Genomic DNA, 11,524 nt, shown 5'->3' on the forward strand with positions numbered 1-11,524 from the left:
TTTTATCTATAGCTTTGTCCTTTTACATTAACTTGTTTATCATGTACAAAAAATATCAATAACATAGATTATAAATAAGGTGTTTGATGTATTGGGTAAATGGACAACAGCAACAAAGCATCAATGTGAGTGATCGCGCGGTACAATTTGGTGATGGCTGTTTTACAACACTTGCCGTTGAACAAGGTAAACCTATTCTATTATCTGCTCACCTTAAGCGTTTACAACGCGGTTGTGATGCACTGTTTTTACCCTCACCAGACTGGCAATGGTTAGCCAGCCATCTTCTACAAATAGCGTCCACAATCACTGAAAAAAGTGTTATTAAGGTGATTATTAGCCGCGGAAGCGGTGGGCGAGGCTATTCATCGAAAGGCTTTGACACACCCACAGTGATCACATCCTGCTCAACTTACCCGTTTTATTATCATAACTTACAAAAGCAAGGGGTTTCTTTAGCCATTAGCCCAGTGAGATTGGGACAAAATAGTTTATTAGCCGGTATCAAGCATCTTAATCGCTTAGAGCAAGTGCTGATTAAACACCATTTAGAAACAACCCCATTTGATGACATGTTAGTGTGTGACAATGAAGGATATTTAGTTGAAGCGAATGCCGCAAACCTTTTCTGGCGTAAAGGAAATCAATTATTTACCCCGGATATTAGTCTTTCGGGTGTGAATGGGATCATGCGCCAGCAGGTATTAGATTTTGCGCAACAATTGGACTGGGATATTCACATTGTGCGAGAAAAACCGCAAACGCTCTATCAAGCAGATGAAATTTGGTTAACCAATGCACTGATGCCCATTATTCCCGTAAAACAGATCTATTTTTCAGATGATAAGCACTATCAATATCGCGATAGAGACGCTTACCATGTTGTTTTACAACACTGTTTGTCACTGACTTAACGTTTGATGAGTTATAAATGAAGATAAAAAAATTAGTTTGGATAGCCTTTTTTGCATTATTGATTAGCGCTGGCGCAGCCACATTATATATTATGCAAAGCCTTCGTGGGTTAGAGAACAATGTTGTGGTAAAGCAAGATGAAATGCTGCTTACTGTTCCGGCAGGAACAGGGCGTATTGCGATGGAACAATTGCTTATTAAGAATAATCTTCTTAAACAAGGAGATTATTTTCAAATTTTATTAAAAGTAAAACCAGAACTCAGTCAATTTAAAGCAGGGACTTATCGTTTAACAAAAGGTATGACACTGCGGGATGTTTTGCTGTTAATAAAAAGTGGCAAAGAGGCGCAGTTTACGATTCGATTTATCGAGGGTAGCCGTTTAAGTGATTGGCAAGCTATTTTTGATAAAGCCCCTGAGTTAAAGATTGTCGCAAATGGTATGGAAAGCGATAAGTTACGCCAAGAGATAGGAATGAAGCCTGAAATTACCCATCTTGAGGGTTGGTTTGCTCCTGATACTTACCATTACACCGCAGGCACGACGGATATCGCCATTTTAAAACGTGCTTATCAGCAAATGGAAAAAACATTAGAAGAAGAGTGGCTAAAACGCGATAGTGATTTACCCTATAAATCTGCCTATGAAATGTTGATTATGGCATCGATTATTGAAAAAGAGACTGGCATTGATGCAGAAAGAACCAAAGTGGCCTCGGTGTTTGTTAATCGTTTAAAACGTAATATGCGCTTACAAACTGATCCCACTGTGATTTATGGGTTAGGTGATAAATATCGCGGTACAATTTATCGCAGTGATCTTAATGGCTATACGCCTTACAATACCTACCAAATTGATGGGCTACCGCCAACACCGATTGCTATGCCAAGTGTTGCTTCCATTAAAGCCGCAGCACATCCTGCGGATACGCGTTATCTCTATTTTGTCGCAGATGGCACTGGGGGACATAAGTTTTCTACAACGTTGGCGGAGCATAATAAAGCCGTCGCACAATACCGACGCTTACAACAAAGATAATTATGAAAAACAGCAAATTTATTGTTATTGAAGGATTAGAAGGGGCTGGCAAAACCAGTGCTATTCAAACGGTTGTTGATACATTAAAACAACAAGGGATCACCGATTTGGCCTTTACGCGCGAGCCGGGGGGAACTCCGCTTGCAGAAAAATTACGGGAATTGATTAAACAAGGTATTGAAGGCGAAAAAGTTACCGATAAAGCTGAATTGCTAATGTTATATGCTGCACGTGTGCAACTGGTTGAAAATGTGATAAAACCAGCTTTAGCCCAAGGTAAGTGGGTGATAGGGGATAGACATGATCTCTCTTCACAAGCATATCAAGGTGGTGGTCGAGGAATTGACAAAGCCCTGATGAAGTCACTACGTGATACGGTATTAGCAGATTTTAAACCTGATCTTACCCTTTATCTTGATTTAGATCCGGCAGTTGGTCTAGCCAGAGCACGAGCAAGAGGTGAATTGGACAGAATAGAAAAAGAGTCTATGGACTTTTTTTACCGCACTCGTGAACGTTATCAAGCATTAGCAAAAGAAGACGCCTCGATTATTACCATTGATGCATCACAAGATATTGATAAAGTACAAGCGGATATTCGCGATGTACTCAATCAGTGGCTGACTCAGGAAAATAGCGCATTATGAATTGGTATCCTTGGTTAAATCAGGCATATCGACAACTGGTAAGTATGTACCAAGAAGGGCGTGGTCATCATGCGATTTTGTTGCATGCATCTCAAGGAATGGGGGCTGATGCACTTTCTTATGGATTAAGTCGTTGGTTAATGTGTCAGAATAAGCAGGGTTCAAAAAGCTGTAATGAGTGTCATAGTTGCCGTTTGATGTTGGCAGAAACACATCCAGATTGGCATATCTTGCAAAATGAAAAGGGAAAGTCATCAATAGGGATCGAAGCGGTTAGAAAAGTCACCGAAAAGCTTGAGCACCATGCACAACAAGGTGGCTCACGAGTGGTATGGATAAAAGAGGTTGAGGCATTAACAGAAGCGGCAGCCAATGCGTTATTAAAGACCTTAGAAGAGCCACCAGTTAATTGCTATTTTTTATTGAATTGTCAACAACCTGAAATATTGCTAGCAACACTACGTAGTCGCTGTTTCTATTACCATTTAGCACCGCCTGAGATGAATTATGCGATACATTGGCTACAACAACAGCTACCTAATATGGCTTATGCCGATGGTGTCACAGCATTAAACCTATCTCAAGGTGCGCCCGTTTTAGCGTTATCATTACTAAAACAAGAATGGCAAGAAAGGGAAGCCTTCTGCCAAGCGTTATATGTTAGCTTACAACAACAAAATTTATATGGGTTGTTAGCTCAGTTCAATCAAGATAATGCTGAACGTAAGATCTATTGGTTATTATCATTACTGTTGGATGCTTTAAAACGACAAACTCATGCTGAAGTGTATTGTGTCAACCAAGATAAGCAGCCATTAATTATGGCGTTATCACAGTTGCCTTCTGCAATGTTGTTAGCGGTGAGCGAAAGTTGGAAACAGTGTCGCCATCAATTAGTTACCATTCCAGCAATCAATAAAGAGCTATTGTTGGCAGAACAGTTACTTGATTGGGAAGCCCAGCTAGTTGCTCTAGGGAAATAATTTCCCTTTCCATTTAGCAGACAAGTAAAAGAAATAATATAAAGTTATATAACGATGAGAGTACATTATGTTTTTAGTTGATTCACACTGCCATCTTGACAGCTTAGATTATGAAAAACTGCACAAAAATATTGATGATGTTGTAGAAAAAGCACAACAGCGTGATGTCAAATATATGTTAGCTGTCGCAACAACATTACCTGGCTTTAAAAATATGCGCGAACTGATCGGCAAGCGTGATAATGTGGCTTTTTCTTGTGGGATTCACCCATTAAACCTTGATGAGGGACACGATGTCGCTGAGCTTGCGCGCCTTGCAGCTGAGGCCGATGTTGTTGCATTAGGCGAAACAGGTTTAGACTACTATTATCAACAAGAAAATGCGTCACTTCAGCGTGAAATTTTCCGTGAACATATTCGCATTGGGCGCCAAGTTAATAAACCTGTTATTGTACATACGCGTAGCGCTCGTGAAGATACGCTAACTATTTTAAAAGAAGAAAAGGTTCAAGACTGTGGCGGTGTATTGCACTGTTTTACGGAAGATAAAGAAACAGCAATGGCGCTACTTGATCTTGGTATGTACATCTCTTTTTCAGGCATTGTGACATTTAGAAATGCCGAGCAAATTAGAGAAGCTGCACGGATCGTACCACTTGATCGTATTCTGGTTGAAACGGACTCACCCTATTTAGCGCCAGTGCCTCATCGTGGTAAAGAGAACCAACCCGCTTATGTACGTGATGTTGCTGAGTATATGGCCGTATTAAAAGGGGTGAGCATAGAAGAGCTTGCTCAGCAAACCACCCGTAATTTTGCAACACTTTTTCAAATACCAAACCTCGCGGACTAAGTTGTTCAATAGAAATGTTGGCGAGTGATGGCTAGGAATGAAAATAAATAATAAGGTGATAAAAATGGCAGAAGAGACAATTTTTAGTAAAATTATTCGTGGTGAAATTCCTGCAGATATCGTTTTTCAAGATGATACTGTCACTGCATTTCGTGATATTTCACCCCAAGCGCCTACTCATATTTTAATTATCCCCAATAAACTTATTCCAACGGTAAACGATGTTACTGCACAAGATGAACAAGTTTTAGGTCATCTATTTGTTGTGGCAGCTAAAATTGCTCAGCAAGAAGGTATTGCAGAAGAGGGATATCGTTTAGTAATGAATTGCAATAAACATGGTGGGCAAGAAGTTTTCCATATTCATATGCATCTTTTAGGTGGAAAACCATTAGGGCCATTATTAAGCAAATAATCTAATGTGATAATAGATCATCATGGCAACAAGGTAGCAGCATGATAAAACAAGCTAAAAGGGTTTATTCATTACTTATAGTATTGTTGATGACAACGTTATTGGCTGGATGTTTTGCGTCTCATTCAGACAATAAACTCTATTTTAATCGTCAACAATCTATTGTGATGGAGCCGTCGGTTTTAGCTGTAGGTATTGTGGCAGGCAAACCATTATTAACGCGTTATGAACAGGGGAGTCGCGCCACGGTGACGTTATCGAATACGCGATCTTATCCTGTCTCTATTCGTTATCGTTTTTATTGGTATAACGAGCAAGGACTGGAAATTTCGCCGGCAGGCCGCGTAAATGATGTAATGATTTTGGGCGATGGTGATACTGAGATCAGTGCTGATATACCCAATAAAACAGTAAGTTATGTCAGAGTCTATCTCTTTACTTAGGATAAGGTAGTCATATGAAAAAAATGCTATTTGTGGTGGCAGCGGTATTTTTACTGGCAGGTTGTCCATCGATGTTACCACAACAACCCCCGGCACCTGTAGAGCCTGTTACTCCCACAGAGCCAACAGAGCCACCTAAACCTATCGAGCCACCCATAGAGGTTGTACCAACACCGCCAAAAATAACCAGTATTAATTGGAACGCGGCCATTCAGCCATTAATTAGAGAGATGTCTGTCACTGATGATTTAGCAACTGGCAAATTATTAGTGGTTGATAATGTAAAAAATAATTCGGGCGGAAACATCCAAGCGGTTAATGCTACTAACACAATTATCGACTCGGTAAATAGTATTAGTGCATTACAAACAGTTCCTTATGCACAAATGATGTCAGCAAGAAAAGCATTAGGACTATCCGGTGAAGATAGCTTAGGATTGCGCAGTGCGGCAATTGGTTTAGCGCGTTATTTGCAAGCAGACTATATTTTGTTTTCTACTGTCGATGGTAAGAAAGATAATCGTGTGATCAGCATGCAATTAATGTCGGTTGCGAGCGGAGAAATACTCTGGAGCGGGCGCCATAAGGTTGAGTAAGTCTTATCAACAACAGTTATTGAGCCTATTGCGGGAATGGTTTCCCGCAATACCCTTATCACAGTGGCAAATAACCGCCTTAGCGGGATTAGGGGGCGGCACTTTTCGTTTGCAAAGTAATGGGATAGATTGGGTTGCTCGTTATTATGGCACTGAAAAAACGGCACTTTTTGTCAGGGCTAAAAAAGAGTCTTCGATTTTAAAACAGTTATTAAATACTCAGCTTGCACCAAATATTATTAAACGCCATGGTGCATGGTTTTTTTTCCAGTGGCTAGAGGGTGAGCATCTTACTCATCAGCAGTTATTTGGCTCCCATCTCAAATCATTAGCTCATCAAATTGCTAAGTTACATCAGCAAAAACCTTTTGGGTTTCCTCTTGATTTGTGGCATGAACTTTCAGTCTATTGGTATCATATTGACAGAAAACGATTATCACCAAAGTGGTTACGTTTACATCACGATTTTTTATGTCAACCTCGACGTACACTCATAAAATACGCGCCAGCTCACATGGATCTTCATCCTGAGAATATTCTTCTGAGCGATTCAGGTATAAAATTTATTGATTGGGAATATGCCGCTGATATTGATACGGCAGATTCATTAATGACATTTTTTGCCGCAAATCAGTTAAACAGCGCACAACAAACAGCATTTTTACATGAGTATTGTGCATATCATCACTATACTGAATTAAATAATGATCAGCAAAATAGGCAACACCCACAACAGCAGCCGTTTTATTCGGTTAACGTATTAAAGCAGCGTATTTTATTAAGAGAACCCTTTATCTTGTATATGATGCTGATGTGGTATGAGGTTCGTTGGCAACAAACCAAAGATAACGCGTTTTTGGCTATGTCTGAACCTTTACGTCGCTATTTTAGTCTGATGAATTGAAAAGATTTTATTATTGCAATAACAAAGAGAGGAATGTTATGGGTCCTGTAATGCTTGATGTTGAAGGATATGAGCTCGATAACGAGGAGCGTGAAATTTTAAAGCATCCCCTTGTTGGTGGTTTGATCCTCTTTACCCGCAACTTCCACGACGCTGAGCAGTTAAATGAATTAGTGCGCCAAATCCGTGATGCTTCCCATGAGCGTTTAGTGATTGCCGTTGACCAAGAAGGAGGACGAGTACAGCGCTTTCGTGATGGTTTTACTCGCTTACCTGCTGCGCAATCTTATGCTGCGCTTAATGAGCGCTATCAAGCTAGTCGCTTAGCACAAGAGGCTGGTTGGTTAATGGCATCAGAAATGATCGCAATGGATATTGATATTAGCTTTGCTCCTGTCCTAGATCTTGGTCATGACTGTATTGCTATCGGTGAGCGCTCTTTCCATGAGTGTCCAGAAATCGCTATGGATATGGCGGAAAGCTTTATTAAAGGAATGCGCTCTGCAGGTATGAAATCAACAGGTAAGCATTTCCCTGGTCATGGTGCCGTCAGAGCCGATTCCCATAAAGAAACGCCACGTGATGAGCGCTCTTTAAACGATATTCGTCAACGTGATATGGCTATCTTTAAAGATTTTATCCAACGTCAATTATTAGATGCCATTATGCCAGCTCATGTTATTTATTCTCAGATTGATGAGCGTCCAGCAAGTGGCTCTCCTTATTGGTTGAAATCAATTTTACGTGAACAACTCGGTTTCCAAGGCGTTATTTTCTCTGATGATTTATCTATGGAAGGTGCCGCTATTATGGGAAGTTATGCGCAGAGAGCACAACGTTCATTAGATGCGGGTTGTGATATGCTTTTAGTGTGTAATAACCGTAAAGGGGCGGTAAGTGTGTTAGATAACCTGTCCTTTGTCAAAGCAGAACGCATTTCGGCGTTGTACCATCACCGAGGTCGTTACACATTAAGTGAACTGCAAGCATCTGATCGTTGGAAAAAAGCGAATCAAATGCTGACCCAATTACAGGAGCAATGGCAGGAGCGCGCATGATTATATATTTACATGGCTTTGATTCCACCAGTCCGGGAAATCATGAGAAGGTATTACAGCTACAGTTTATTGATCCTGATGTCCGTTTTCTCAGTTACAGTACGTTGCATCCACGTCACGATATGCAACATCTACTCAAAGAGACGGATAAACTGATTAAATCGACAAAACAGCCGGTGCTGATTTGTGGTGTAGGATTAGGTGGCTACTGGGCAGAGCGTATCGGTTTTTTATCTAATATTCGCCAAGTAATGATTAACCCCAATCTTTTTCCATATGAAAATATGACTGATAAGATTGATAGACCTGAAGAGTATTTAGATATTGCCACTAAGTGTATTCAAGATTTTCGCTCTAAAAATAGAGACAATGCATTAGTGATTTTATCCCGTCATGATGAGATTTTAGATAACCAGCGTTCTGCTGATGAGTTATCACCTTATTATTCGATTATTTGGGATGAAACGCAGACACATAAGTTCAAAAGCTTGTCAGAACATCTTTTTAAAATTAAAGCATTTAATAGCAAAATCCCCGCTTAAAATTGGCTTATGTAAGATGGACAGAGTGCATTTTGTCCATCTTTTTTGATTTATATTTTTCCTTTTCTTTATTATTTTAAGCCCCTCTCATATTCCGACTGAATTATTCACTTATATCCTATATCTAATTGATATTTATGGTAAAAAATAGCCATATGTCAATAAGATGTTCTATTGGTGAATGAAAAACAACCTAAATGACTCGATTCATCAAAAAACAGGTATGAAAATTCAAATTTTTTTGATATAAATCAACTTTGGTATGACCATATTGCCAATGAGCTTTGGCTATTATCAAAATCATTGACTGAAACGTTTTAACTGTCGTTATTTAAGTGGATTTAACCAAGATGACTTAAATAACAACAGTAAATATCTTTAGGAGTGACGTTATATGTCATTAACAAAAATTGTTATAGTCGGTGGTGGAGCTGGTGGATTAGAACTAGCGACTAAATTGGGTGATAAGTTAGGGCGCAAAAAAAAAGCAGAAATTACCCTTGTTGATAGAAATAATAGTCACTTATGGAAACCTCTGTTACATGAAGTTGCCACAGGCTCGTTAGATGATGGTGTTGATGCATTAAGTTATCTCGCTCATGGTTATAACCATCACTTTAATTTTCAATTAGGCACTTTAACAGGGCTTGATCGCCAACATAAAAATATCACTTTGGCTGCTATTTATGATGAAAATCAAGAGCTATTAGTTCCAGAGCGTCAACTCGATTATGATATTTTAGTCATGGCCTTAGGCAGTAAATCTAATGATTTTGGCACCCCAGGGATCAAAGAGCACTGCATCTTTTTAGATAGCCCACAGCAAGCACACCGTTTTCATAATGAAATGCTCAATTTATTTTTAAAATATTCAGCAGACTCCAACGCAGAAGCTGAAAATCGTAAAGTAAATATTGCGATTGTGGGTGGTGGTGCAACTGGAGTGGAATTATCTGCCGAATTACACAATGCTGTTCGCCAACTCAATAGTTATGGTTTAAAAAAATTAGCGCCATCAGCCCTTAATATCACGCTTGTTGAGGCGGGTGAGCGAATATTACCTGCATTACCCGTGCGTATTTCAAGTGCAGCACACCAAGAGCTGACTAAGTTGGGTGTGCGCGTGATGACGAAAACCATGGTAACAAGCGCCGATGAAAAAGGGTTAAATACCAAAGATGGCGAGCATATTGATGCTGATCTGATGGTTTGGGCTGCGGGGATCAAAGCCCCAGACTTTATGAAAGATATCGCTGGATTAGAAACCAATCGTATTAACCAATTAGTCGTTAAGCCGACATTACAAACAACATTAGATGATGCGATTTTTGCGATTGGTGATTGTGCATCCTGTCCGCGAAAAGAGGGAGGTTTTGTTCCGCCAAGGGCACAATCCGCTCATCAAATGGCAAGCCGTTGTTATAGCAATATTTTAGCCATGTTAAAGGGTAAAACGTTAAAAGAATATGTGTTTAAAGATCATGGCTCGTTAGTTTCGCTCTCTAAATTTAGTACGGTAGGGAGTTTGATGGGCAACTTAATGAAAGGCGATATGATGATAGAAGGGCGTATTGCACGTATCGTTTATATTTCTTTATACCGTATGCATCAAATCGCGTTACATGGTTATCTTAAAACGGGTTTGATGATGTTAGTTGGATCAATCAATCGTGTGATTAGACCAAAACTAAAACTTCATTAGTGAATAATGGTTTATTTTTCTAACTTTTGTTTCTTTTAGCAAACAAAAGTTTATTTTAACCCCCCGCAGTATTTATATTGTCGGGGGTTTTATCTATCTAAAGAGTAGTAATAATTGTGAACAGTCAAAATAAGAATCTCTGAATTAGATGATTAATTCAGTAGAAAATATTTATGTAGATATCGAATTAATTTTTTAATAATATTAAGCTTCAATTTCAAATAACTTTATGAAAAATATAGTGTTATTTCTATAAATTTAATTATTTATATATAAAAATAATCTTCAATAGAATAGGGGTTTTTCATAAATTAAGATTTTTCTTAAATAGAAATAGGCGCTTTTAAGAATTTATTTAGGTCATAAAATGTTATGGTATTTAAAGATACATATTAAAACTTATAAATAATATATGTGAATAAAAAACATGTATTTAATCTATTATTTTTATTATCTTTATGTACAAACCAGTCTGTTACGCATAGTGAAAAGCAAATCGACTATGTAAAGGTTAATGAAGAAGTTTCTTAAAAGAGATTACATTTGTTAACTTGATGTTATCATTACGCTATATTTATAAATATGTAAATGAAATCAGCTTTCATTGATGAGATAAGAAATATTTAAGTTCATTCTTAATATTTTTGAAAATAATTAGAAAATAGCGCGTATTTAATTAACTGATTAAAACAATAATTAGTGGTGTATTTACCATGTTATAAGTACATAGTTTACTTATGATGTTAATCAGCAAGGACGTAATAATATATTTTTTCATATAAGCTTATTCATTTAACATATTGAATTACAACATGGTGATAAAAGAGTGAAATCCGCTTATAACAAAAAAATAGTAAAATAGGGATAAACGCATAAAAAGGGGAAAAAGTGAGTGTTGATAGCAAAAAGTTCACACTAATAGGACTAATCCTTGTATTAGCTATTCTTTTATTTGTCGCTTGGAAGTGGATATTTCCACGGCCACAATTTGCTCATGTGGTTTCAGCAACACCGATTAAATCAACCGTTTTTGTGACAGAAGAGTATTGCCATCGTATTGGACTGCCTACACAATTTACACCAGAAAAATTATCGCGTTTTCATCCCGCAGAGCAAGAGTGCCGTGTTTTCTATATGATAGAAGCGCTAAACAATAAAAGTATTGCTCACTTCCCTTATGCTCAATTTAGAGAATGTATTCCCATTTACCGCCAAGAAAGGCGAGTTATCGGTTATGATGTGCTTTACACAATTGATGGTACACCGGGTAAAGTGAGAACGACATTTAAACCGGGCGATATCATTGCGCTAGATAGCGATGGCCGACTTGTTTTGGAGCAAGAGCCATATTGTTCTATGAATGAAAATATTCCTTGCCGTAAAGAGTAACGGTTTTCTTTTTAGCATTAACGCTGATAACTGATAAG

General features: G+C 38.4%; 13 protein-coding genes. All 13 read left to right on the forward strand.

Features of this window, described 5'->3' with window-relative positions; genetic code table 11:
• Positions 1-86: 86 nt before the first annotated feature.
• The 13 genes from pabC (at position 87) to umoD (ending at position 11,486) form a co-directional block, all read left to right on the forward strand.
• Positions 87-914 (forward strand): aminodeoxychorismate lyase, encoded by an 828-nt coding sequence (gene pabC, locus HMPREF0693_RS17935; RefSeq protein ID WP_004247089.1) that lies wholly within the window; start codon positions 87-89, stop codon positions 912-914.
• Positions 915-931: 17 nt separating this feature from the next.
• A complete protein-coding gene (gene mltG, locus HMPREF0693_RS17940; RefSeq protein ID WP_004247090.1) occupies positions 932-1,954 on the forward strand; it encodes an endolytic transglycosylase MltG in 1,023 nt (340 codons plus the stop codon).
• Between the two features lie 2 nt (positions 1,955-1,956).
• Positions 1,957-2,601, forward strand: a complete 645-nt coding sequence (gene tmk, locus HMPREF0693_RS17945) for a dTMP kinase (protein WP_004247091.1) — start codon at positions 1,957-1,959, stop codon at positions 2,599-2,601.
• Positions 2,598-3,584, forward strand: a complete 987-nt coding sequence (holB, locus tag HMPREF0693_RS17950) for a DNA polymerase III subunit delta' (protein ID WP_004247092.1) — start codon at positions 2,598-2,600, stop codon at positions 3,582-3,584. The genes tmk and holB overlap by 4 nt, the downstream gene beginning before the upstream one ends.
• Before the next feature lie 67 nt (positions 3,585-3,651).
• Positions 3,652-4,437 carry a metal-dependent hydrolase gene (locus HMPREF0693_RS17955; RefSeq protein WP_004247093.1) on the forward strand — a complete coding sequence of 262 codons (786 nt, stop codon included), beginning with the start codon at positions 3,652-3,654 and terminating at the stop codon, positions 4,435-4,437.
• A gap of 64 nt (positions 4,438-4,501) precedes the next feature.
• Complete coding sequence (hinT, locus tag HMPREF0693_RS17960) at positions 4,502-4,852, forward strand: purine nucleoside phosphoramidase (protein ID WP_004247827.1); 351 nt, start codon at positions 4,502-4,504, stop codon at positions 4,850-4,852.
• A gap of 41 nt (positions 4,853-4,893) precedes the next feature.
• Positions 4,894-5,295 carry a YcfL family putative periplasmic lipoprotein gene (locus HMPREF0693_RS17965; protein WP_004247095.1) on the forward strand — a complete coding sequence of 134 codons (402 nt, stop codon included), beginning with the start codon at positions 4,894-4,896 and terminating at the stop codon, positions 5,293-5,295.
• A 14-nt stretch (positions 5,296-5,309) separates the two neighbouring features.
• Complete coding sequence (locus HMPREF0693_RS17970; protein WP_004247096.1) at positions 5,310-5,891, forward strand: penicillin-binding protein activator LpoB; 582 nt, start codon at positions 5,310-5,312, stop codon at positions 5,889-5,891.
• Positions 5,884-6,795, forward strand: a complete 912-nt coding sequence (locus HMPREF0693_RS17975; protein WP_004247098.1) for a phosphotransferase — start codon at positions 5,884-5,886, stop codon at positions 6,793-6,795. Before HMPREF0693_RS17970 ends, HMPREF0693_RS17975 begins: the two co-directional genes overlap by 8 nt.
• Positions 6,796-6,833: 38 nt before the next feature.
• Positions 6,834-7,853 carry a beta-N-acetylhexosaminidase gene (gene nagZ, locus HMPREF0693_RS17980; RefSeq protein ID WP_004247099.1) on the forward strand — a complete coding sequence of 340 codons (1,020 nt, stop codon included), beginning with the start codon at positions 6,834-6,836 and terminating at the stop codon, positions 7,851-7,853.
• A complete protein-coding gene (gene ycfP / locus HMPREF0693_RS17985) occupies positions 7,850-8,395 on the forward strand; it encodes an alpha/beta hydrolase YcfP (protein ID WP_004247100.1) in 546 nt (181 codons plus the stop codon). The genes nagZ and ycfP overlap by 4 nt, the downstream gene beginning before the upstream one ends.
• 394 nt (positions 8,396-8,789) lie before the next feature.
• Positions 8,790-10,097 carry an NAD(P)/FAD-dependent oxidoreductase gene (locus HMPREF0693_RS17990; RefSeq protein WP_004247101.1) on the forward strand — a complete coding sequence of 436 codons (1,308 nt, stop codon included), beginning with the start codon at positions 8,790-8,792 and terminating at the stop codon, positions 10,095-10,097.
• Positions 10,098-10,985: 888 nt separating this feature from the next.
• Positions 10,986-11,486, forward strand: coding sequence for a flagellar biogenesis regulator UmoD (gene umoD, locus HMPREF0693_RS17995; protein ID WP_004247102.1), 501 nt, complete (start codon positions 10,986-10,988; stop codon positions 11,484-11,486).
• Positions 11,487-11,524 lie beyond the last annotated feature (38 nt).

This window comes from Proteus mirabilis ATCC 29906, assembly GCF_000160755.1.
GTDB classification, from domain to species: Bacteria; Pseudomonadota; Gammaproteobacteria; order Enterobacterales; family Enterobacteriaceae; genus Proteus; species Proteus mirabilis.

What these genes read in the sequence shown, in the direction of transcription:
- pabC (WP_004247089.1), top strand. Translation starts at nt 87, where the DNA reads ATGTATTGGGTAAATGGACAACAGCAACAAAGCATCAATGTGAGTGAT.
- mltG (WP_004247090.1), top strand. Translation starts at nt 932, where the DNA reads ATGAAGATAAAAAAATTAGTTTGGATAGCCTTTTTTGCATTATTGATT.
- tmk (WP_004247091.1), top strand. Translation starts at nt 1,957, where the DNA reads ATGAAAAACAGCAAATTTATTGTTATTGAAGGATTAGAAGGGGCTGGC.
- holB (WP_004247092.1), top strand. Translation starts at nt 2,598, where the DNA reads ATGAATTGGTATCCTTGGTTAAATCAGGCATATCGACAACTGGTAAGT.
- HMPREF0693_RS17955 (WP_004247093.1), top strand. Translation starts at nt 3,652, where the DNA reads ATGTTTTTAGTTGATTCACACTGCCATCTTGACAGCTTAGATTATGAA.
- hinT (WP_004247827.1), top strand. Translation starts at nt 4,502, where the DNA reads ATGGCAGAAGAGACAATTTTTAGTAAAATTATTCGTGGTGAAATTCCT.
- HMPREF0693_RS17965 (WP_004247095.1), top strand. Translation starts at nt 4,894, where the DNA reads ATGATAAAACAAGCTAAAAGGGTTTATTCATTACTTATAGTATTGTTG.
- HMPREF0693_RS17970 (WP_004247096.1), top strand. Translation starts at nt 5,310, where the DNA reads ATGAAAAAAATGCTATTTGTGGTGGCAGCGGTATTTTTACTGGCAGGT.
- nagZ (WP_004247099.1), top strand. Translation starts at nt 6,834, where the DNA reads ATGGGTCCTGTAATGCTTGATGTTGAAGGATATGAGCTCGATAACGAG.
- ycfP (WP_004247100.1), top strand. Translation starts at nt 7,850, where the DNA reads ATGATTATATATTTACATGGCTTTGATTCCACCAGTCCGGGAAATCAT.
- HMPREF0693_RS17990 (WP_004247101.1), top strand. Translation starts at nt 8,790, where the DNA reads ATGTCATTAACAAAAATTGTTATAGTCGGTGGTGGAGCTGGTGGATTA.